The following is a 22,317-nucleotide window of genomic DNA, read 5'->3' as shown; positions in this document are numbered from 1 at the left end:
AAGTAGATGAGGTGAAAAAAATGAAGCGATTTGACATATTTTATTTACGGAAATTAGGTTTAACCAATATTCAAATTCAGAAAATTATTGATTATGAGGTGGAAAAAGGAGAAGAAGAAATACTCCGCAATCGACTTGTAATCTCAGGTTGCAAAGAACCCTTTGACCGCTTGCAAAAAGCAAAAAAATGGGATCAAGAAGCCTTGCTTGAAGAATTTCAATCCTGTCCCTCAATTGGAATAGACGATTCAAGCTATCCAGTACATCTAAAAGAAATCTATGATCCCCCACTCATTCTCTTCTATCAAGGAAATATAAACCTTCTACAATTACCAGCACTGGCTGTAGTAGGTAGCCGTATGGCCAGCCCTTACGGACTCCAATCTGTTCGTAAAATCATCCAAGAGCTCAAGGGAAAACTAGTCATTATCAGTGGCCTAGCAAGGGGGATCGATACGGCAGCCCATCAAGCGGCTCTCAGAGAAGGTACGCCAACAATAGGAGTTTTAGGAACAGGCTTAAATCAATTTTACCCACCAGAAAACAAACGGCTCCAAGAATATATAGGCCATCATCAACTCTTGATAAGTGAATATGGACCAAATGAAACTGCTAAACCCTATCATTTTCCGAATCGTAACCGCATTATTGCAGGACTAGCAACAGCCGTTCTAGTAGCCGAAGCCAAGGCTCGCTCTGGAAGCCTTATAACAGTCGATCGAGCTCTTGAAGTGGGACGGGAAATTTACGCAATTCCAGGCTCCATCTTACTCGAAAGTCACGAAGGTTGTCATCAGCTATTGAAAGAGGGAGCCAGCTATATTTCATGCGGTTTAGACATTCTTAACGACTTAAATATAACTTAAAGTTCTCCTATAGGAAAACCTAATTTGTTGACAGAGATATGAAAATAGAGTAAACTTGTCCCAGTTTAAATTGAAGTGAAAGGTGAAGAGATTGGTTACAAAAACAAAGAGAAAAACCACTCCAAAGAAAAATCTAGTCATTGTCGAATCACCCGCCAAGGCTAAGACCATTGAAAAATACCTAGGTCGAAACTACAAGGTTATGGCGAGTGTCGGACATATTCGAGACCTTAAAAAGTCATCCATGTCCGTCGATTTTGAAAATAACTATGAACCTGAGTACATTAACATTCGTGGTAAAGGGCCGCTTATTAATGACCTAAAAAAAGAAGCCAAGAAAGCTAAGAACGTCTTTCTCGCTAGTGACCCGGATCGCGAAGGTGAAGCCATCTCTTGGCACTTGGCCCATATCCTAAAGTTGAATCTTGAGGACAACAATCGCGTAGTCTTCAATGAAATTACCAAAGATGCGGTTAAGAGTGCCTTTAAAGAACCTCGACAAATCAATATGGATTTGGTAGATGCCCAACAGGCACGTCGTGTTTTAGATCGTATTGTAGGATATTCTATCTCCCCAATCCTTTGGAAAAAAGTCAAAAAAGGATTATCAGCAGGTCGCGTTCAATCTGTTGCCCTAAAATTGATTATTGACCGTGAGGCTGAAATCAATGCTTTTATTCCAGAAGAATATTGGACTCTTGATTCAATCTTTAAAAAAGGAAACAAACAATTCCAAGCCTCATTTTATGGTATCAATGGGAAGAAGAAGGAGTTAAAAACCAACGAAGATGTTCAGGAAATCTTAAACCTACTCAAATCTGACGAATTTGATGTAACCAAGGTTGAAAAAAAGGAACGACGAAGAAATGCTCCCCTTCCTTACACAACCTCATCTCTTCAACAAGATGCCGCTAACAAACTGAATTTCCGTACACGAAAAACCATGTCAGTGGCACAGCAGTTGTACGAAGGAATAAAAATATCAGGTGGCGTTCAAGGTCTTATTACCTATATGCGTACCGATTCTACTCGAATCAGCCCAGTTGCTACCAATGAAGCTGCTAACTTTATCACGGAACGTTTTGGTGCTAACTATTCAAAGCACGGTAGTAAGGTAAAGAATTCCAGTTCAGCTCAAGATGCACACGAAGCGATTCGTCCTTCCAATGTACATTTGACCCCTGAATCCATCAGTAAGTATTTAGATAAAGATCAACTCAAGCTCTACACTCTTATTTGGAATCGCTTTGTAGCTAGTCAAATGGCAGCCGCTGTTTTTGATACGATGAAGGTCAATTTGGAACAGGCTGGTGTACGCTTTACGGCTAACGGAAGTCAGGTTAAGTTCGATGGTTATCTAGCTATTTACAACGATACCGACCGCAATAAGATGTTGCCAGAAATGGAAGTTGGAGATCTCGTAAAACGTGTTTCAAGTAAGCCTGAACAGCACTTCACACAACCACCTGCTCGTTACTCAGAAGCAACCTTAATTAAAACGCTAGAAGAAAATGGGGTAGGGCGTCCATCAACATATGCACCAACAATCGAAACGATTCAAAAACGCTACTATGTAAAATTAGTTGCCAAACGCTTTGAACCCACTGAACTGGGAGAAATTGTCAACAAACTAATTGTTGAATTCTTCCCAGATATTGTAGACGTCCATTTTACAGCCGATTTAGAAAAACGCTTAGATGATGTCGAAATTGGTCAAGAAGAATGGCAAAAAGTCATCGATCAATTCTACCAACCCTTCAAAAAGGAAATTGGTAAGGCTGAGGAAGAAATGGAAAAAATTCAAATCAAAGACGAACCTGCTGGTTTTGATTGTGATGTCTGTGGTAACCCCATGGTCATTAAACTAGGTCGCTATGGAAAGTTCTATGCTTGTAGTAATTTTCCAGATTGTCGGAACACCAAGGCTATCGTCAAAGAAATCGGTGTGGTCTGTCCTGAATGTCAAAAAGGGCAGGTCATCGAACGTAAAAGTAAGAAAAATCGACTTTTCTATGGCTGTGATCGCTATCCAGACTGTGAATTTACCAGCTGGGACAAACCTGTTGGACGAAGTTGTCCAAAATGCCAAGGAACGCTCGTCGAAAAGAAAGTCCGTGGTGGAGGTAAGCAGGTTATCTGTGTAAACGGAGACTATGAAGAAGCAAAGGTTAAATAATGTATAAAACGACTCATATCAATGTTATTGGAGCTGGTCTTGCCGGCAGTGAAGCAGCCTATCAGATTGCCAAACGTGGTATTCCAGTTCGACTTTATGAAATGCGAGGTCCTAAAAAGACTCCCCAACATAAAACGGATCAGTTTGCAGAATTGGTTTGTTCCAACTCTCTTAGAGGAGATTCCCTAACCAATGCGGTAGGACTTCTCAAAGAAGAAATGCGCCGTTTGGATTCAATTATCTTAAAAGCAGCTGAAGCTACCCGTGTTCCAGCTGGTGGAGCCTTGGCCGTCGACCGGGAAGGATTTTCACAATCTGTTACAGAGGAATTATCAAATCATCCACTTATTGAAGTCAATCGTGAAGAAATCCAAGAATTACCTGAAGATGAAATTACAATTATTGCAACAGGTCCTCTAACTAGCGATGCGTTAGCAGAAAAAATTCACGCGCTCAATGGGGGTACTGGTTTTTACTTCTATGATGCAGCCGCTCCTATTGTTGATGTCAGTACTATTGACCACAGCAAGGTTTATCTAAAATCTCGCTACGACAAAGGAGAAGCAGCCTATCTAAATGCCCCTATGACTAAAGAAGAATTCATGGCCTTTCATGATGCCCTTGTTCATGCGGAAGAAGCTCCTCTGAATTCTTTTGAAAAAGAAAAATATTTTGAAGGCTGTATGCCCATTGAAGTCATGGCTAAAAGAGGTATCAAAACCATGCTATACGGGCCAATGAAGCCTGTTGGACTGGAATACCCAGATGATTACAAAGGTCCACGAGACGGGGACTTCAAAACTCCTTATGCGGTAGTCCAACTCCGTCAGGACAATGCTGCCGGTAGTCTATATAATATCGTTGGTTTTCAGACCCATCTCAAATGGGGAGAGCAAAAACGAGTATTCCAAATGATCCCTGGATTAGAAAATGCTGAATTTGTCCGTTATGGGGTTATGCACCGTAATTCTTACATGGATTCTCCTAACCTCCTGACCTCTACCTACAGCTCCAAAAAACAACCAAATCTCTTTTTTGCTGGACAGATGACAGGTGTGGAAGGATATGTAGAGTCAGCAGCATCCGGCTTAGTAGCTGGAATTAATGCAGCTGCCCTCTTTAAAGGCGAAGCTGAGGTAGTTTTCCCTAGAACGACAGCCATTGGTAGTTTGCCACACTATATTACATCAACCGATAGCAAACATTTCCAACCCATGAATGTCAACTTTGGAATTATCAAAGAATTGGACGGTCCACGTATTCGTGATAAAAAAGAACGCTATGAAAAAATCGCAGAACGTGCCCTAAAAGATTTGATCCCTTATCTTGAGAAATAATCTCCTATAAAAAAACCCAAGTGTTACCCTTATCAAGACTATTTGCCATGCACTTGCTGACTATTTTTTGAGGATTGACGAATATTAAAATGCCGAGACTAAGTCTCGGTTTTTTGGCATACGGAAAGAAAATATTTTGAAAACCTTCAAAAATATATGTACAGTCCAAGGCATTTGTGGTATACTGATTTAAATTTTTGAATATAGAGAGTTTTCAGACAATGAATCAATCCTACTTTTATTTAGATATGCATACGCATGAACTAGAAGTACCTTATTCGGGTGAAGGTCGTCGAATTCGAGTTCTCCTCCCTAAAAACTACGAGCAAGATGTGGAGCGTTCCTATCCAGTGTCTTACTTCCATGATGGACAAAATGTTCTCTACAGTAAAGAAGCTTTTAGTGGCTATTCATGGAAAGTCATTCCAACTATTAAGCGAAATCCAGATATTGATCGGATGATTGTGGTTGCCATTGATAACGATGGGGAGAACCGCATGAATGAATACTCCGCTTGGAAGTTTCAAGGGGGGCTTATTCCAGGAATTAGCTTCGGTGGGAAGGGAATTGAATACGCCGAATTTGTTATGGAAGTCGTAAAACCTTTTATCGATGAACATTACCGTACCAAACCCCAAAGAGAATATACAGCTATGATTGGTAGTTCTCTTGGCGGGAATATCACCCAGTTTATGGGACTGGCTTATCAGGATCGGATTGGTTGTCTAGGAGTCTTCTCTTCCGCCAATTTCCTCCACCAAGAAGCCTTTAACCGTTATATTGAACGGATGCCAATGGAGGCTCCTCAACAAATTTACATTTATGTTGGAACCCAAGAAGATGATGAGGCAGATAAGAGTTTGATTGGTGGTAACATCAAACAAGCCTATGTGAGCTCTTCTATTCGCTACTTTAAGGATCTGATTCGAATGGGACATAATGTGGACAATCTGGAATTGGTGATTCAAACAGATGCAGAGCACAACGAAATTGCTTGGTCTGAACAATTGGGAGATTGCTTCCGATTCCTAAGTCGTTTTTGGTATGATTAGTAAAAGGAGACGTTTATGAATATCGAAAATCTTGTACATTGGAGTCACGAATTAGGACGTGACATGCATATGAACCACTACGGACATGCTGGTATCCCAGTTATTGTTTTTCCATCTTCAGGTGGAAGTCACAATGAATTTTACGATTTTGGTATGATTAATGCCTCTCAACGCTTTATCGATGAGGGGAAAGTACAATTCTTTACAGTTTCAAGTATTGATAATGAAAGTTGGGAAGCAAATTGGAAACATGGTCATGATCGTGCCTTGGCTCACTTGGCATACGAACGTTACATCATTCAAGAAGCTGTACCTTTTATCAAACACATCGCAAATTGGGAAGGACCTCTAATGACTTCGGGCTGTTCTATGGGAGCTTACCACGCGCTAAACTTCTTCTTGCAGCATCCGGACGTTTTCCAAAAAGTCATTGCCTTGAGTGGTGTCTATGATGCTCGTTTCTTTGTCGGCGAATATGGAGACGACAAAGAAATTTACCAAAATTCTCCAAGCGACTATATCTGGAATCAAAATGATCCATGGTTCCTAGATCATTACCGCTCTGCTGACATCATTGTCTGCACTGGGTTGGGGGCATGGGAACAAGATGGCTTGCCATCCTTCTATAGCTTAAAAACTGCCTTTGAGGAGAAACAAATCCCAGCTTGGTTTGATGTTTGGGGCTACGATGTGGCTCATGATTGGGATTGGTGGCGGATTCAAATGCCACATTTCTTAGAAGCACTTGATTTATAAAAAGGAGAGGGATTATGAATTATATTGTTATTTCACCTTATTACCCACAGAATTTCCAAAAATTCTCCATTGAGTTGGCTAAACAAGGAATAACTGTTCTCGGAATTGGTCAAGAACCTTATGATCAACTAGGTTCTGAGCTCCAGGGGGCTTTAACAGAATACTTCCGCGTCAATAATTTAGAAGACTTGGATGAAGTCAAGCGTGCAGTAGCTTTCCTTTTCTACAAACATGGTCCAATCAATCGTATTGAATCACAAAACGAGTACTGGTTGGAACTTGATGCAGAACTTCGCACGCAATTCAATGTTTTCGGTCCCAAAAATGAAGATATTGAAAAAACAAAGTATAAATCAAAAATGAAAGAAATTTTCCGCTCTGCTGGGGTTCCTGTTACACCAGGACGAGTGGTGACAACTGAAGATGAAGTACATGAAGCAGTAGAAGCTCTTGGTCTACCACTGATTGCGAAACCTGATAATGGAGTTGGAGCTGCGGCTACTTATAAGCTGGAAGAACCAAGATCTGTGCGTGAATTCATCGAAAATTGGGATCAAAGTATTGCCTATTTCTTAGAGCCTTTCGTAACTAGTACCGAAATTTGTACTTTTGACGGATTAGTAGATGCCAATGGCGAGATTGTATGGTCAACATCCTTTGATTACACAGACACTCCATTGAATATCCTTATCCAGCAAAAAGGAATTGCTTATTACACTCAGATGGAAGTAGATCCCCTACTTCGCAAATATGGAGAAGCTGCAGTCAAAGCATTTGGCATGAAAGAACGTTTCTTCCATATTGAGTTCTTCCGTAATGGAGACGACTATATCGCTATCGAATACAATAATCGTCCAGCTGGTGCCTTTGCTATGGATGTCTATAACTTTGGTTATTCGCGTGATCTTTTCCGTGATTATGCTAGTCTCGTTGCTGGTCATGGTTTCCCAGAAGCAGATGGTCCTCTCAACCATGCACTTGCAGCTACACGACGAGACGAGGTGAGCTATCAAGTATCCAAAGAAGAACTTCTTGAACGCTATGCTGCGTATCTAAAAGCCAATGTTCGTATGCCAGAAGCTTTTGCAGCTCTTCAAGGAAACGATATGTTTATTTTCACCTCTGATGATATTGAAGTCATTCACAATATCATTCGTGATATTGAAACTTTAGCAGATTAATTTTTCAATTGAAAAGTCCAGATAATGCTTTCTAAGCCTGACATCTGGGCTTTTTCAGTTGTTAGTTATCTTTTGACAGGGGTTTCAAGACAAGGTAAAATAGAAAGTGTAAGTTTGTGAAAAACAGAAAGGTGAATATATGGAAACACTAGACAAAAGCCTTTTACTGGATATGTTCCGTAAAATGGAAGAAATCCGTCGAATGGATTTAAAAATAGCCCAATTGGTAAAAAAAGGAAAAGTTCCTGGAATGACCCACTTTTCCGTTGGAGAAGAGGCTGCGAATGTTGGAGCCATGGCTGCTCTCAATCCAGATGACTTAATTACTTCTAATCACAGAGGACATGGACAAGCCATCGCAAAAGGGATTAATCTCAATGAAATGATGGCCGAAATTCTTGGAAAATACACTGGAACCTGTAAAGGAAAAGGTGGCTCCATGCATATTGCCGATTTAGACGCAGGAAACCTCGGAGCCAATGGTATTGTTGGAGGTGGAATGGGAATCGCAGTCGGAGCAGCCCTAACCCAGCAAATGAAAGGCACTGATAAGATTGTCGTCTGCTTCTTCGGAGACGGTGCCACCAACGAAGGTGTCTTCCATGAAGCTGTCAATATGGCCTCTATTTGGAAACTTCCTGTTATTTTTGCATGTATCAATAATGGTTATGGTATTTCAGCAGATATTAAAAAAATGACCAATGTAGAGCACATTTATCAACGAGCAACAGCCTATGGTATTCCAGGTATTTTTGTTGAAGATGGTAATAATATTTTGGATGTCTACAAAGGTTTTCAAGAAGCTGTCGAACATGTTCGTTCTGGAAAAGGTCCTGTACTCATTGAAAGTGTAACCTATCGCTGGTTAGGCCATTCCTCATCTGACCCTGGTAAATACCGGACACGAGAGGAAGTAGAAGAATGGAAGAAAAAAGATCCAATAGAGAATTTCCGTCATTATTTGGTTGAAAATCAGATTGCTAGCGCGGAAGAATTAGATCAAATCCAGGCAGAAGTTAAAGAAGCAGTGGAAGAGTCTGTACGCTTTGCAGAGAATAGTCCCCTGCCACCACTAGAATCAGCCTTTGAAGATATTTATGCGGAATAAGAGAGGTCAGTCACAAATGGAAACTAAATTAATGTCATTTCGAGATACGATTATCCTAGCTATGTCTGAAGAAATGCGCCGTGATCCAGATGTTTTTCTTATGGGAGAAGATGTAGGTGTCTTTGGCGGAGACTTCGGAACGTCAGTAGGAATGTTGGAAGAATTTGGTCCAGAGCGGGTTCGGGATGCTCCCATCTCAGAAGCTGCTATTTCGGGAGCTGCAGCTGGTGCTGCCATGACCGGTCTTCGCCCGATTGTGGATATGACCTTCATGGATTTCTCTGTTATTGCCATGGACGCCATTGTAAACCAGGCTGCTAAAACCCGATATATGTTTGGTGGGAAAGGCCAAGTTCCGATGACTGTACGCTGTGCTGCCGGTAATGGAGTTGGTTCTGCAGCCCAACATTCCCAATCCCTTGAAAGCTGGTTTACTCATATTCCAGGCCTTAAAGTTGTTGCTCCTGGAACCCCCGCAGATATGAAGGGACTCCTTAAAGCCTCAATTCGTGATAACAATCCGGTTATTATTTTAGAGTACAAATCCGAATTTAATCAAAAAGGTGAGGTACCCGTTGATCCAGATTATGTAATTCCTTTAGGCAAAGGTGAAATTAAAAGAGAGGGTACGGATGTCACAGTTGTGACCTATGGTAAAATGTTGCGTCGTGTACTCCAGGCTGCGGAAGAATTAGCAGAAACCGGAATTTCTGTCGAAGTTGTTGACCCACGGACTCTAGTACCACTAGATAAGGAAATCATCATTAATTCTGTCAAGAAAACAGGGAAAGTCGTTCTTGTAAACGATGCTCACAAAACAAGCGGTTTTATTGGAGAAATCTCAGCCATTATAGCTGAATCAGAAGCCTTTGATTATTTAGACGCACCAATTCGCCGCTGTGCGGGTGAGGATGTTCCAATGCCTTATGCCGCAAATCTTGAAAATGCGATGATTCCAACAGTCGAAAGTATTAAAGAGACGATTCTCAAAACTGTAAACAAAGAATAAGGAGAAGCAATGTCTGACAAAAAACTAAGAGCAACTCCTGCGGCTCGTAAATTGGCGGATCAATTAGGGATTAACCTTTATAATGTTAGTGGTTCGGGAGCTAAAGGACGGGTTCATAAAGAAGATGTAGATCAGCATAAAGACACGCATGTCGTTCGAATTTCGCCTTTGGCTAAACGTATTGCCCTAGAGCACAACATTGCTTGGCAAGAAATTCAAGGTACAGGGATTAATGGAAAAATTATGAAGAAGGATGTTTTAGCCCTTCTCCCTGAAAATCTTGAAACTGGAACCACTAAGTCTCCAGCTCAAATTGAAAAAGTTGAAGAAGTTCCAGATAACCAAACCGAATGGGGAACTATTGAGCGGATTCCAATGACTCCAATGCGGAAAGTCATTGCCCAACGCATGGTGGATTCGTATCTAACCGCGCCAACCTTTACCCTCAATTATGAAGTCGACATGACGGAAATGCTGGCACTACGGAAGAAGGTCCTAGATCCAATCATGGCAGAAACTGGGAAAAAAGTCACTGTTACGGATTTGATTTCACTTGCAGTCATCAAAACCTTGATGAAGCATCCTTATATCAATTCAAGTTTAACTGAAGATGGCCAAACGATTATTACCCATGATTATGTGAACCTCGCCATGGCTGTCGGAATGGACGGTGGTTTATTGACACCTGTTGTCTTTAATGCTGAAAAAATGTCCCTTTCCCAACTGGTCGTAGCATTTAAGGATGTAATTGGCCGTGCTTTAGATATGAAATTGGCACCGAGTGAATTACAAAATTCAACATTCACGATTAGTAATTTGGGAATGTTTGGAGTACAATCTTTTGGCCCTATCATCAATCAACCTAACTCAGCCATCCTTGGTGTCAGTGCAACTATTGAGAAACCAGTAGCTTTAAATGGTGAAATCGTCATCCGTCCTATGATGAGTCTTGGTCTCACAATTGACCATCGAGTTGTCGATGGAATGGCTGGTGCGAAATTTATGAAAGATTTGAAAGATCTCATTGAAAACCCAATTTCAATGTTAATTTAGAAGGAGTAGAGAATGGCCTTAGAAGTAATTATGCCTAAAGCCGGTGTCGATATGACCGAGGGTCAAATCGTTCAGTGGAATAAAAAAGTCGGAGAATTTGTGAAAGAAGGAGAAGTTCTTCTTGAAATTATGACCGATAAAGTTAGTATGGAACTAGAAGCAGAAGAAGATGGCTACCTGATTGCGATCTTAAAAGGAGACGGAGAAACAGTTCCTGTTACAGAAATTATCGGCTATCTTGGTGCAGAAGGAGAAAACATCCCAACCGCTTCTACAGAAGCACCAGTTGCTGAAAGTCCAATTGCCCCACTAACTCAAGAGGACTCTGGTAAGAGTGATGATGCCTATGATGTCGTCGTTATCGGTGGTGGTCCAGCGGGTTATGTAGCAGCTATCAAGGCTTCTCAATTAGGTGGTAAAGTGGCTATTGTTGAAAAAACAGCCCTTGGAGGAACCTGTCTCAACCGTGGATGTATCCCGACCAAAACTTACCTTCACAATGCGGAAATCATTGAAAGCCTGGGGCATGCAGCAGATCGTGGAATCATGGTCGAAAATCCAAGCTTTACGGTTGATATGGATAAAGTTGTTGCTACAAAAGACAAGGTTGTTGCCACTCTTGTAGGAGGTGTCGGAGGCTTAATGCGTTCTTATGGTATTGATGTTCATATGGGAATAGGAACAATTACCAAAGATAAAAATGTCCTCGTTGATAGTCAAACCCTTCTCGAAACAAAGAAAATTATTCTTGCAGGTGGATCAAAAGTTAGCAAAATCAATGTTCCAGGTATGGAATCTGATTTAGTCATGACAAGTGATGATATCCTCAACCTCAAAGAAGTTCCAGAACATCTAGTGGTTATTGGTGGTGGGGTTGTCGGAATCGAACTTGGTCAAGCCTTTATGACCTACGGTTCAAAAGTCACGGTTATTGAAATGACAGACCGTATTGTTCCAGCAATGGATAAAGAGGTTTCTAAAAACCTTCGTCTCATTCTTGAACGAAAAGGAATGACCATTCATACAGAAACCAAGCTAGAAGAGATTATTGAAGAGAATGGTAAACTACGTATTAAAGTTTCTGGTCAAGAAGATATTCTAGCTGATAAAGCCCTTCTTTCAATTGGTCGAGTTCCAGATTTAGAAGGTATGGGTGAAGTAGCCTTTGAACTTGAAAATGGTCGTATCAAGGTGAATGAGTATATGGAAACATCTGTTCCAGGCATCTACGCCCCAGGTGATATCAATGGAACTAAAATGTTAGCTCATGCAGCCTTCCGTATGGGTGAAGTAGCAGCCGAGAATGCTTTAAAAGGCAACCATGCAGTGGCGAAACTCAATCTTACCCCAGCTGCTATCTACACCTTACCAGAAGTAGCCGCTGTTGGTTTAACAGAAGAACAGGCGCGTGAACAGTATGATGTAGCAATTGGAAAATTCAATTTCGCAGCCAATGGTCGTGCTATCGCTTCCGATGCTGCCCAAGGATTTGTGAAAGTCATCGCTGATAAGAAATATGGTGAAGTACTCGGTGTCCATATTATTGGACCTGCTGCAGCAGAATTAATTAATGAGGCTTCAACTATTATTGAAATGGAAATTACAGTTGAAGAAGTTCTCAAAACAATCCATGGTCACCCGACTTACTCAGAAGTCATGTATGAAGCCTTTGCAGATGTCCTAAATCTCGCTGTGCATGCACCCAAGAAATAGGAGACTTCATGAAATACATTATTAATGACAGCAACGATACAGCTTTTAACATCGCACTTGAAGAATATGCTTTCAAGCAAATGCTTGATGAGGATATGATTTTCATTCTCTGGATCAATAAACCCTCCATTATCGTAGGTCGTCATCAAAATACGATTGAAGAAATTAACCGAGATTATGTTCGAGACAATGGTATTGAAGTCGTTCGCCGTATCAGTGGAGGCGGTGCAGTCTACCATGACTACAATAATCTTAACTACACCATTATTTCAAATGAGAATCAAGACAAACTCTTTGATTTCAAGAGCTTTTCAATTCCAGTTATCAATACTTTAGCCGCTCTCGGGGTTAAGGCTGAATTTACCGGCCGTAATGATTTAGAAATTGATGGTAAGAAATTTGGAGGGAACGCCCAAGCCTATATCAATGGACGAATTATGCATCACGGTGCATTACTCTTTGATGTTGATTTATCTGTCTTGGCAAAAGCACTTCAAGTTTCCAAGCACAAAATTGAATCGAAAGGTGTCAAGTCTGTTCGAGCCCGTGTAACGAATATCGTTGATGAATTAGATGAGAAAATTTCCGTTCTAGAATTTCGTGATCTCTTACTAGATTATATGAAAAAAGAATATCCAGAGATGACTGAATACACCTTCTCAGATTCTGAATTAGAAGAAATTCGCCAAATTCGCGATGCTAAATTCGGAAACTGGGATTGGAATTATGGAAAATCACCTGAATACAATATCCGTCGAACCATCAAATTCCCAAGCGGATTAATAGATGCCTATGTCAATGTTGTAGAATCTCGGATTGATACCTTGAAAATTTACGGAGACTTCTTCGGAATCGAGGATGTTGCTGCAGTAGAAGAGTCCCTAGTGGGTCTTGCCTATGAACGAGAAGCAGTCGAGCAAAAACTAGCTGAACTAGACTTGTCACGCTACTTCGCAGGAATTTCAGCACAAGAAATTGCAGAAGCTATTGTAGAATAACACTAGTCTATATAAATAAGACCACTGGATTTGTTATTCTAGTGGTCTTATAACATTAGTAATCATTATCTAAATCTGAATCATGAAAGAAAAAGAAGATCTAATCAGAGAAATTGACAAAATCTTAGGAATCCCTGAAATGACAACAGATATTGAATTAAAAAAGATTTTTTCAGCATCTAAAATAGCCATTGAAGAGAATCAAGTTCAAGCGATTAGTCAACTAAGCCATAGCTTATCCCTCTATTTAATGACACATCACTATAAAGCTCCCAAAAATGTAATCGAATTCGCTACAAAAATAGCAAATAAATACCATCGGGAACGTGGTAAAATCTCTACTTTAAACATGTTAGCTATGAGTTTACAGACTTTAAAATAGGATGAGCTTAAGAAGTAAAACGCTCTAGAGTTGATCTAGGGCGTTTTTTTGTTCTTCATCGACAATATGGGTATAAAGATCTGTAACCTGTGTACTTGCATGGCCTAGTTGATGACTAACCAATACTTGTGATTTAGTCGCATCGTAAAGACGAGTTGCAAGAGTGTGACGTAATTTATGAGGTGTAACTCGAATTTTGAAAGATTCAGAATACTTAGCGACCATTTTTTCAATACTGGAGGCATCCATGCGATTTGCCTTGCCTCTGTATTCACTTAAAAACAAGGCAAGATTGTGTTTCTCAGGTTTATAACGTTTATCTCGGATTTCTAAATAATGTAAAAGATAGGGCTTAGCAAAGCTAGCAATAGGAACAGCATCACGACGGCCTCCTTTACGAGTAACTTCCGCAATCATCATTTGTGTGTTCACATCTCTGACATCAAGGTTCACTGCTTCAGATAAGCGAATTCCTGAAGCTAGGAGTAGTGCAATCAAGGCCAAATCACGTTCCTTGTTTTTCTCATAGGAGCTGAGAGCACGGTTGGAAAGCTGTTTGGGATAGTCATCTTCAATGTGACGTAAAAACCCCTCGGTTTCATCCCCTAAAAAAAGTTTCTGCTTAATGGTTTCAGCCCTTGCAGCTAAAGTCTCCTTTTTCTTTTTTGTTGAAACCTTTTTCATAACATTACGGTAAAAATAGGGTTCCCCCTGTTCATTCTCAACTTCCTCAGTTAAAAATTTAAAGAGACTCGAGAGTGCTGATAGAGTCCGATTAATAGTTGTTTGCGACAGACCGGTTTTCGTTGAATTCGTATTTAACAAAGGACGTTCTCGTAAATATAAAATAAAAGATTCAATATCTTTCTTAGAAAGATGTTCTAAGGTTTCAATAGAAATCTCTTTAATTTCAGTAACTTGAACAAGATCTGTATCCATCAACCAATTAAAAAAACGCTGGTATTCTTTCAAGTATTCATACAAGGTGGGAAAACTATAAGGGACAGCTAATTTGGATTGATAGTATTCTAAAACATACCAAGGCATAATTGCTTTCAAATCTTCAATTTTTTCTAGTAACAATTCACGACGCATAAATACCTCCAAATTCTCTAATAGTAGTGTACCAAACACACAAACTTTTTTCAAGAAAATTACAGTTTTTCGGAAAGATGTTGTTGGAGATATTCCTAATGATTTTTGAGGTATATCGTATAATTACTTCCTAGACTGCCATCATCATCCTTTACTTATAACAAATAAAATAGCTAGTTCTACTAGCCGTTAGCGAATACATTATTAAACAAAAAATAGCTTTTACCAAAAACTTGGGATTCTATTTGATATTAATGATTAAATAATTTCGATGAAATTAATTTATGTTAAACATATGCTAGCAAAAAAGCTGGAATTCCCAGCTTTTTAACATATGATTTATTATTCTTTGATAACTTCACCTGAATTATAATCAATTTTCAAATTCTTTTGAGCATTTGGGATAAAAACATTGAATCCAGATTCGAAAATGGGATGTTTTTCATCATTTGAAGTTAAAAAATTTCCACCATTTCTTACTCTAGCTTCCATTATAATCCCTCGTGGAAGCTTTTCGTAATTTTGCTGTTCATTCTTTGAGTCTAGTTTTTTTAAAACTGGTGTAATACGATAATCAATTTCTATGTGTTCTTTGTTTCTATAATAAAAATCTAAAGTCTGTAACAGGATATTTTCAAAATAAAACATACCACAGGATTTATTGTTGTCAGTGTATGTATTAGCCCTATTACACCAATCTGTAATCATAACAAAATTCTCCCACTTATAATGTTTAAATATCTTGGAATATTCTATGAGCTGACAGCCGATTAAGTGTCCTCTGTGAAAAAAATCCTTATTAGTAGCATTACAATCGTAAACTTTTTCAGGTCGCTTCTTCCAATTTAAATCTGTAGTTGAAGGATAATATTTTTGTGAAAGTTTAGTCTCAATTTGTTTAAGAATAGGCTTTCTTTCCAGAGTAAGATTTGTATTTGTACCATTTTCTATCTCAAACTTGAAAAAACTATTAGTATATTTCTTATACCAGTCCTTAAACCAATCTTCATCAAACCACTTTCCCTCATTTAAAATATAAAAACCAGCCTCAGGCTTGTTTGAAGAAGGAGCAATCAACTCCTTTAACTCGTCAAAACCTTCATAGGTTCTTTCAATATCTTTCTTAGAAGGTTTAATTTTTACAGTATGTTTTTTAGTATCTCCCATTTAGAAATTTCCTCTCGCATTTATTTATTGCAACAATTATAACATGTCTACTGTAATAATTCATTTTTATAAAAAATTATTTATGTTAAACGTATGCTGGGAGAAAAAGCTGGAATTTCCAGCTTCTCCATTTACTAATCCTCATAATCTCCACCAGGTACACCAAAGTATTCTTCTAGTGTTAATCCTGATTTCGCTATATCCGCAGCTTCTGACCCAATATAGCGAACATGCCAACTTTCTGCTGTGTAACCAGTAATATCTTCCTTGTCTTCAGTATAGCGAACAATGAAACCATAGTCTGCCGCATGCTCTCGTAACCATTTGCTGGCTTCTTTATCTGTCAGAAGATTTCCCGAGCTATCGATTAAGTCGTAAGCAAGACCAGTTTGGTGCTCACTATACCCAGCTCTAGCGGAATAACGATCGGCATTAGCTTGACCATCTCGATCAACATAGGATTGGTACAAACCAGCCTGTGTTTCATAAGAACGATACCCGCTGTACTGGTTGCTAACAGCAAAACCTTTATCTTGCATATCCGCAATCAGTTGCATAAAGGCAGATTGAGCCTGAGGATTTTCCCCTGGTGCATAGTTTGCATTTAGTGGATGCTTCTTATTAACAATAATAATTTCTTGTCCATCAGACCCTTTGACACTATAGTAATCACCATTATAAGTAGCCTTAGTATCCGTTTTAGATTCTTTTTGTTGACTATTAGACTTGGATGATGAGCTTTGAGCAGAATTCTCATCTGAATTGTTTTTGACTGTCTGATTTGATTCAGTATTGCCTTTGTTTCCTTGAGTAGTTGCTGATTCTTGGCCACAAGCTGCTAAAGCTAGAGTCATGAGAATCAATCCAAACCATTTTTTTGATTTCATAGGGTCCCTTTCTTAATACTCGCTAATAGAGTAAATTTTAAAACTTCCATTTTCTGGACGAAGCATAAAGACTTGATTTTTATGAACGGTATCAGATTTACCGTTTGTATAGACTTCTTTAAAGCTGTTGCTGACTGTGACTTTATAGTCATTTCCTTCTTTAGCAACATCGGTAACAGTATATTCCAGCGTTGTTTGATAATCAATTCGTGCTGCAGCAACACCACCGTTTGCTACATAATTATACATAACTTGATAGGCTTCACTATTGGTATCATAATAGTCCGTAAAACCGACTGAACGATTACGAATGGAGTTGCGCATAGCATTAATGTAAGAGGACATAAAATTACTGATGACAACTTTGTCTTCTTCCAATTTCCGCTTTGCATCTTCTTCCTGTTTCGCTTTCTCTTCTTTAGCTTTTCTAGCATCCGCAATTTTTTGCTGAATATCAGAGGAAAGCTGAAGGTCAACTACAAGGGATTCTTCGCCTGGTTTTACAACTAGTTTACTTTTTTCAGTTGTATAAGTATTCTCTTCGAATTTAAACTGAGCATGAACATCAATTGTTTGATTTTCAATCAATTTAAGTTTCTTCGTTAATTCCTTAGCGACCTCTTTGTTATTCACATACAATTTAATATCACTTGCCCCTTGCACGTCACTAGGGAGTGAAGCTTGTAAATTCTTATCTACATTTGAAATGGAAAGAGTAAGGCTATTCTCCTTAGCTTCCGAAAGTTCTGCTCTAATATCCGTATGTAGATCTCCAGCATCCGTTTTTCCCTTAGCTGCAAAGGAATGGGGAGCAAATGAAAAATCTCCTAAAGCTAATTCTTTATCTTTCTCTACCTTCTGTTCATTCAAACTTAAGGTGTCCAAGTTTGTTTTGGCAGTAATTGTCAATGGAAAAGTCTTAACCTCATAAACAGGAAATAGCCCCAGTTTCTTTGTAGTCTCCTCTAAGCCTAGTAACTGATTACCATTTTCATCTTTAATAATATAAGAAGGATCAGCCTCTAACTTCGACAACTCACTCTCTAACTTTCCATCTTTATTTAGATATTGAACGAAATTCTTAGCATCTTCTGCAGACCAGTTCACATTTTTCGAATCAGCATCACTAAAGGATTCCGCAAGTTGTTGGAATTTGCTATTTTCAATTTGTTTAGAAAATTGATCAACGGCTAAATCCGTCCCAGACTCCTTGTCAAAATAGTAATAACCACCGCCCAAAGCGATAAGAACTAAACCAATGGCAGCACCTGTAAGTACCTGTTTACGACTAAGCTTTAATCTCTTCTCTTTCTTAACAGGAGCTGGACTTTCATCCGCTTGTACAGGTGCTACAACAACGGATTCAGCTACTGTTTCAACTGATGATAGATCAGGTAAATAATCTACATCAAAGTCTGTTTCCTTAGCAAGAGCGACCTCCTGCGGTCCAGGTCGACGACCGTGAGCCGCTTCAAAAGCTTGAACCCAAAGTGCTTTTGGATCCTGAACCTTCTCCCTATCTTGTGAGCTTATCTCAACTTCTTGTAGTGAATTTTCTTCTTGTTTTGAAGAGGATTCAGATTGATTAATTGGAAATCCTTGTTTCTTAGCAGCCATATATTCAGCAGGGCTAGGTTTTCGCTGATTTAAGGTCTCAAAAGCTGCAGCCCAGCGATTAGCTAAATCATCTTCTACCAAGGGAAAGCCCGCTTCCTTAGCAATAACAAACTCTTGTGGACTGGGCTTTCTCCCCTCACGTGCTTCAAATTCTTTGAGCCATTGATCCTTTTTTTCCATATTAATTTCACCTAACTTTATTCTTTTTACTATTATAAGTTTAGTAGAAAGACTGAAACCTGTCAATGATTTTATCGGTAACTTTTAACATAAATTAATTTAGTGAAATTTATTCTGAAAGTCAAAAATATCTCTAAATAGAGCTCAACATAGAAATATACGCTAAATGTTTTATATAAATAGACCCAACAAACCGTTAATCGCTTGCTGGGTCTATTCATATTTTTAAAGTCCCAATAACTCGTCTGGGAATTCGTCTTCGATATCAAGCACATAGTACTCTTTGGGTTGATACCATTTTTTTAGAAAATTTAAAGGAAATGCTTTAATTTTTGTATTATAGTGAGCTACAAACTCGTTGTAAGCTCTTTGATAGTTTGCTAGCTGTTCCTCACTCTTAAATAGTTCATCAAAGAGCCGTGAGACTGCTTGCGACATATTTAAATCAGGAATCTCATCCAATATTTGGGCGAACTCTCGCGAAGTTTCAACTTTGGAAGAGCGATGTTTCTCTGTCAAGCTAGACTTCATCCGATCTTTTACAGTAGTTGATTGTTCTGAAACAAGAATTCCCTGAGTTAATTCTTTTAAGTTATCTTTTTCACGTTCCTGATGCTTGTCTACAAATCGATTAGCTTTGGATAAAAGTTGACGATTTCGTTCCTCGGTAATACGGATATTACTTGATAATTGAGAACAGCTTTCCGAGAGACGGTTGGCCTCACTAATTGTAAGGAAACTATAAATCACCAAAATCGTCAACATCCCTAGTACAAAACTAGCGCCAGGGAAGGGTTCAACAACGATCTCGACTTCTGCTGGAGTTATCGTCATAGCAAATATGAGTCCCCACAATAGAGTCGAAAGAATTGTAAAACCGAACAGACTAAGCAGGTTGACAAAAATTGATTTTTGTTTCATAGCACACCATTCATCACTTCTTCCGTTTTTTCTTAGCTTTTTTCAATTGTTTGTTCATACGGTTCATGGCTTGTTTAGTAGCAAACTGACCGAGTTTTCCTTTAAGCCCTCCACCAAATAGTTGGCTCATATCCATATCAGCACCCAAGGCTGATAAATCGGGCATACCATTTGGCCCCATCATTCCTTCTAAGGCGGACATATCCATATCACCCATATTTGGCATGTTCTTAGGAAGTTGATTAGGGTTCATTCCCATTTGTTTCATCATCTTGTTCATGTCACCAGACATAACCCCTTGCATCATTTGTTTAGCTTGGTTAAAATCTTTGATGAATTTGTTCACTTCCACAAAACTATTTCCTGAACCAGCCGCAATCCGACGGCGGCGTGATGGGGTGAGGAGGTCTGGGTTTTCCCGCTCGGCAGAAGTCATGGAGTAGATAATCGCCTTACGGCGAGCAACTGCTTTTTCATCAACCTTGAGATTTTTCAGAGCTGGATTGCTAGCCATCCCTGGAATCATCTTGAGAAGATCTTCCATTGGTCCCATATTCTGAACCTGGTCCAATTGATCAAGGAAATCATTGAAATCAAAGGTGTTTTCCCGCATCTTTTCAGCAATTTCCAGGCTCTTTTGTTGGTCATACTCTTGAGAGGCCTTCTCAATAAGAGTCAAAAGGTCACCCATGCCCAGAATTCTACCAGCCATGCGGTCAGGATAGAAGGCCTCAATATCTGTAATCTTTTCACCTGTTCCGGTGAATTTAATAGGTTTTCCAGTAATTTGACGGACAGATAAAGCAGCTCCCCCACGAGTGTCTCCGTCCATTTTTGTTAGGATAACTCCCGTCACTTCCAATTGCTGGTTAAACTCACGCGCAATATTAGCAGCCTCTTGACCAATCATGGCATCAACTACCAAAAGGATTTCATTAGGTTGCGCAAACTCTTTAATATCCTTTAGCTCTTGCATAAGGAGCTGATCAATCTGTAAGCGACCCGCTGTATCAATCAAAACGTAGTCGTTTTTATTTTCCCGAGCTTGTTCCAAACCTGCTTTAACAATGTCCAAAGCTGGAACTTCAGTCCCCATAGAGAAAACAGGTACATCAATTTGTTGACCCAGTGTTTTTAATTGCTCAATAGCAGCAGGTCGATAAATATCTGCTGCTATCATTAAGGGACGAGCATTCTCTTCTTTTTTCAGTTTATTGGCTAATTTTCCAGCAAAAGTTGTTTTACCAGCTCCTTGGAGACCTACCATCATAATAATTGTTGGAATTTTAGAAGATTTTTCAATTTCAGAGCGGTCTGAACCCAATAAACGAGTCAATTCCTCATTAACAATTTTTATCACTTGTTGGGCGGGATTCAAGGTATCGATAACCTCTTGTCCCAAAGCACGTTCTCGAATTTGCTTGATGAAATCTTTCACAACAGGTAAAGCAACGTCTGCTTCTAGCAGAGCCATCCGGATTTCTTTGGTGGCCTCCTGAATATCTTTTTCGTCAATTTTACCTTTTTTACGTAGATTTTTAAAAACAGATTGTAAACGCTCTGTTAGACTTTCGAACATTCTTTTCTCCTCATTCTCGATTGTCAATGCTTGTTAATAATTGAATCTTATCGGTTAAAAAGCTGTCTTGGGGATAAGCCTCCAAAATTTCTTCAAATACCTGATTGCGAACAATATAATCAGAATACATATGAAGCTTCCGTTCATAATCTTCCAAAATTCGTTCAGTTCTCTTGATGTTATCATAGACAGCCTGGCGGCTGACCTGGTATTCTTCCGCAATTTCAGCCAAGGAATAATCATCAGCGTAGTAAAGTTCAATGTAGTTCATCTGTTTATCCGTCAAAAGAGCTGCATAAAACTCAAACAAAGCATTCATGCGATTGGTTTTTTCAATTTCCATAACAGTCCTATTATATCAGAAAAGAGGCTGGACTCAAGCTTCAACCTCAGAATCTTAGTTCGTGATAATCTACACTCCTAGTATAAACCGTCTTTTCTACTCATTCTCAAAATAAAATTCGAATCGATCCGCTGCATATTGGCTTTTTACATATTCAAAAGCTGGACCATCTTCCAGATAAGATAACTGTGTTAACGTAAGAACTGCCTGACCTTTTGGAATATCTAGATAATGAGCAATACGCTCTCCTGCGAGTTTTGCACTAATCGTTTGACTTGATTTACCAATCCGATATCCCTGTTCCTCTAAGCTTTTAAAGAAATGGCTAGTTACTTGTTCTTTGGGCAAGTCCTTAATAAACTTTTCAGGAATACTTGCAATCTCATAAACAACTGGCACTTCATCTGCATACCGAACCCTCTCCATTCGAATAATGTTATCTTCTCGAGAAATACCTAAAATATCCACTTCTTTTTGACTCGGAAGAGTCCGACGATAGGAGATAACTTGACTAGATGGTTCTTTACCTTGGGAGTGAATGATATCTGTAAAAGAGGTGGTTCCACGCATTTTTTCTTGTACCCGAGTCGATGCAACAAAGGTCCCACTCCCAATCCGACGTTCCAATACTCCCTCTTCCACTAGAAGAGTAATAGCCTGGCGCAAAGTCATACGACTAACTTGGTAATGCTCCGCCAAATCGCGTTCACTTGGCAAGCGCTGGCCAATCTCCCACTTACCTTGATCAATAGCAGTTTTAATATCATCGTGTATTTCCAAATAGGCTGGTCGCATGGCTTCTCCCCCTTTATTTACTCCTATTTTAGAAGTCTCTGAGACAAAAGTCAAATTAATTTAGCTTCCTTGGCAAGGAGCAAGCACTATGATACAATGGAA

The 22,317-nt window shown here is 39.3% G+C and carries 20 protein-coding genes; 12 read left to right on the top strand and 8 right to left on the bottom strand.

All coding sequences use genetic code 11. The features are described from left to right. Positions 1-20 precede the first annotated feature (20 nt). The 12 genes from dprA to E4T71_RS00210 all read left to right on the top strand — a co-directional run bounded on the left by dprA (position 21) and on the right by E4T71_RS00210 (position 13,631). A complete protein-coding gene (gene dprA / locus E4T71_RS00260) occupies positions 21-866 on the top strand; it encodes a DNA-processing protein DprA (protein WP_135035110.1) in 846 nt (281 codons plus the stop codon). An 82-nt stretch (positions 867-948) separates the two neighbouring features. Continuing rightward, a complete protein-coding gene (topA, locus tag E4T71_RS00255) occupies positions 949-3,042 on the top strand; it encodes a type I DNA topoisomerase (protein ID WP_135035107.1) in 2,094 nt (697 codons plus the stop codon). Continuing rightward, entirely contained in the window at positions 3,042-4,379 is a 1,338-nt protein-coding gene (gene trmFO / locus E4T71_RS00250) for a methylenetetrahydrofolate--tRNA-(uracil(54)-C(5))-methyltransferase (FADH(2)-oxidizing) TrmFO (protein ID WP_135035104.1), read from the top strand. Before topA ends, trmFO begins: the two co-directional genes overlap by 1 nt. Before the next feature lie 221 nt (positions 4,380-4,600). After that, positions 4,601-5,431: an alpha/beta hydrolase gene (locus tag E4T71_RS00245; protein ID WP_135035101.1), complete on the top strand. Its 831-nt coding sequence runs from the start codon at positions 4,601-4,603 to the stop codon at positions 5,429-5,431. Positions 5,432-5,446: 15 nt separating this feature from the next. After that, entirely contained in the window at positions 5,447-6,187 is a 741-nt protein-coding gene (locus tag E4T71_RS00240; protein ID WP_135035098.1) for an esterase family protein, read from the top strand. A gap of 14 nt (positions 6,188-6,201) precedes the next feature. Next, positions 6,202-7,368: an acetyl-CoA carboxylase biotin carboxylase subunit family protein gene (locus E4T71_RS00235; protein ID WP_135035095.1), complete on the top strand. Its 1,167-nt coding sequence runs from the start codon at positions 6,202-6,204 to the stop codon at positions 7,366-7,368. Between the two features lie 139 nt (positions 7,369-7,507). Next, positions 7,508-8,476: a thiamine pyrophosphate-dependent dehydrogenase E1 component subunit alpha gene (locus E4T71_RS00230; protein WP_135035092.1), complete on the top strand. Its 969-nt coding sequence runs from the start codon at positions 7,508-7,510 to the stop codon at positions 8,474-8,476. A gap of 16 nt (positions 8,477-8,492) precedes the next feature. After that, entirely contained in the window at positions 8,493-9,485 is a 993-nt protein-coding gene (locus E4T71_RS09735) for an alpha-ketoacid dehydrogenase subunit beta (RefSeq protein ID WP_167758447.1), read from the top strand. A 9-nt stretch (positions 9,486-9,494) separates the two neighbouring features. Then, a complete protein-coding gene (locus E4T71_RS09730) occupies positions 9,495-10,538 on the top strand; it encodes a dihydrolipoamide acetyltransferase (protein ID WP_167758444.1) in 1,044 nt (347 codons plus the stop codon). Between the two features lie 12 nt (positions 10,539-10,550). Further along, positions 10,551-12,251, top strand: coding sequence for a dihydrolipoyl dehydrogenase (gene lpdA, locus E4T71_RS00220; RefSeq protein ID WP_135035089.1), 1,701 nt, complete (start codon positions 10,551-10,553; stop codon positions 12,249-12,251). A gap of 8 nt (positions 12,252-12,259) precedes the next feature. Then, positions 12,260-13,249 carry a lipoate--protein ligase gene (locus tag E4T71_RS00215; RefSeq protein WP_135035086.1) on the top strand — a complete coding sequence of 330 codons (990 nt, stop codon included), beginning with the start codon at positions 12,260-12,262 and terminating at the stop codon, positions 13,247-13,249. A gap of 82 nt (positions 13,250-13,331) precedes the next feature. Next, the gene (locus E4T71_RS00210) at positions 13,332-13,631 is read left to right on the top strand and encodes a bacteriocin immunity protein (protein WP_135035083.1); all 300 of its coding nucleotides are present in this window, start codon (positions 13,332-13,334) and stop codon (positions 13,629-13,631) included. Between the two features lie 24 nt (positions 13,632-13,655). On the opposite strand, the gene xerS is transcribed toward E4T71_RS00210, so the two are convergent. The 8 genes from xerS to E4T71_RS00170 all read right to left on the bottom strand — a co-directional run bounded on the left by xerS (position 13,656) and on the right by E4T71_RS00170 (position 22,215). Beyond that, entirely contained in the window at positions 13,656-14,726 is a 1,071-nt protein-coding gene (gene xerS, locus E4T71_RS00205; protein ID WP_135035081.1) for a tyrosine recombinase XerS, read from the bottom strand. Between the two features lie 342 nt (positions 14,727-15,068). Continuing rightward, entirely contained in the window at positions 15,069-15,893 is an 825-nt protein-coding gene (locus tag E4T71_RS00200; protein ID WP_135035078.1) for a hypothetical protein, read from the bottom strand. Between the two features lie 134 nt (positions 15,894-16,027). Further along, entirely contained in the window at positions 16,028-16,780 is a 753-nt protein-coding gene (ldcB, locus tag E4T71_RS00195) for an LD-carboxypeptidase LdcB/DacB (RefSeq protein ID WP_135035075.1), read from the bottom strand. A 12-nt stretch (positions 16,781-16,792) separates the two neighbouring features. After that, the gene (locus tag E4T71_RS00190) at positions 16,793-18,577 is read right to left on the bottom strand and encodes a hypothetical protein (protein ID WP_135035072.1); all 1,785 of its coding nucleotides are present in this window, start codon (positions 18,575-18,577) and stop codon (positions 16,793-16,795) included. 225 nt (positions 18,578-18,802) lie between these two features. Beyond that, positions 18,803-19,498 carry a LemA family protein gene (locus E4T71_RS00185; protein ID WP_135035069.1) on the bottom strand — a complete coding sequence of 232 codons (696 nt, stop codon included), beginning with the start codon at positions 19,496-19,498 and terminating at the stop codon, positions 18,803-18,805. 13 nt (positions 19,499-19,511) lie between these two features. Beyond that, positions 19,512-21,077, bottom strand: a complete 1,566-nt coding sequence (ffh, locus tag E4T71_RS00180) for a signal recognition particle protein (RefSeq protein ID WP_135035066.1) — start codon at positions 21,075-21,077, stop codon at positions 19,512-19,514. Between the two features lie 10 nt (positions 21,078-21,087). After that, positions 21,088-21,420, bottom strand: coding sequence for a putative DNA-binding protein (locus tag E4T71_RS00175; RefSeq protein WP_135035063.1), 333 nt, complete (start codon positions 21,418-21,420; stop codon positions 21,088-21,090). Positions 21,421-21,516: 96 nt separating this feature from the next. Further along, complete coding sequence (locus tag E4T71_RS00170) at positions 21,517-22,215, bottom strand: GntR family transcriptional regulator (RefSeq protein ID WP_135035060.1); 699 nt, start codon at positions 22,213-22,215, stop codon at positions 21,517-21,519. Positions 22,216-22,317 lie beyond the last annotated feature (102 nt).

Source organism: Streptococcus sp. WM07 (assembly GCF_004570525.1).
In the GTDB taxonomy this organism is placed as follows: Bacteria; Bacillota; Bacilli; order Lactobacillales; family Streptococcaceae; genus Streptococcus.
Note: the sequence above shows the minus strand (reverse complement) of the source record. Positions and strands in the feature narration are given on the sequence as shown.

Coding starts and splice junctions, on each gene's coding strand:
- dprA (WP_135035110.1), top strand. CDS start 21: ATGAAGCGATTTGACATATTTTATTTACGGAAATTAGGTTTAACCAAT.
- trmFO (WP_135035104.1), top strand. CDS start 3,042: ATGTATAAAACGACTCATATCAATGTTATTGGAGCTGGTCTTGCCGGC.
- E4T71_RS00245 (WP_135035101.1), top strand. CDS start 4,601: ATGAATCAATCCTACTTTTATTTAGATATGCATACGCATGAACTAGAA.
- E4T71_RS00240 (WP_135035098.1), top strand. CDS start 5,447: ATGAATATCGAAAATCTTGTACATTGGAGTCACGAATTAGGACGTGAC.
- E4T71_RS00235 (WP_135035095.1), top strand. CDS start 6,202: ATGAATTATATTGTTATTTCACCTTATTACCCACAGAATTTCCAAAAA.
- E4T71_RS00230 (WP_135035092.1), top strand. CDS start 7,508: ATGGAAACACTAGACAAAAGCCTTTTACTGGATATGTTCCGTAAAATG.
- E4T71_RS09735 (WP_167758447.1), top strand. CDS start 8,493: ATGGAAACTAAATTAATGTCATTTCGAGATACGATTATCCTAGCTATG.
- E4T71_RS09730 (WP_167758444.1), top strand. CDS start 9,495: ATGTCTGACAAAAAACTAAGAGCAACTCCTGCGGCTCGTAAATTGGCG.
- lpdA (WP_135035089.1), top strand. CDS start 10,551: ATGGCCTTAGAAGTAATTATGCCTAAAGCCGGTGTCGATATGACCGAG.
- E4T71_RS00215 (WP_135035086.1), top strand. CDS start 12,260: ATGAAATACATTATTAATGACAGCAACGATACAGCTTTTAACATCGCA.
- E4T71_RS00210 (WP_135035083.1), top strand. CDS start 13,332: ATGAAAGAAAAAGAAGATCTAATCAGAGAAATTGACAAAATCTTAGGA.
- xerS (WP_135035081.1), bottom strand. CDS start 14,726: ATGCGTCGTGAATTGTTACTAGAAAAAATTGAAGATTTGAAAGCAATT.
- E4T71_RS00200 (WP_135035078.1), bottom strand. CDS start 15,893: ATGGGAGATACTAAAAAACATACTGTAAAAATTAAACCTTCTAAGAAA.
- ldcB (WP_135035075.1), bottom strand. CDS start 16,780: ATGAAATCAAAAAAATGGTTTGGATTGATTCTCATGACTCTAGCTTTA.
- E4T71_RS00190 (WP_135035072.1), bottom strand. CDS start 18,577: ATGGAAAAAAAGGATCAATGGCTCAAAGAATTTGAAGCACGTGAGGGG.
- E4T71_RS00185 (WP_135035069.1), bottom strand. CDS start 19,498: ATGAAACAAAAATCAATTTTTGTCAACCTGCTTAGTCTGTTCGGTTTT.
- ffh (WP_135035066.1), bottom strand. CDS start 21,077: ATGTTCGAAAGTCTAACAGAGCGTTTACAATCTGTTTTTAAAAATCTA.
- E4T71_RS00175 (WP_135035063.1), bottom strand. CDS start 21,420: ATGGAAATTGAAAAAACCAATCGCATGAATGCTTTGTTTGAGTTTTAT.
- E4T71_RS00170 (WP_135035060.1), bottom strand. CDS start 22,215: ATGCGACCAGCCTATTTGGAAATACACGATGATATTAAAACTGCTATT.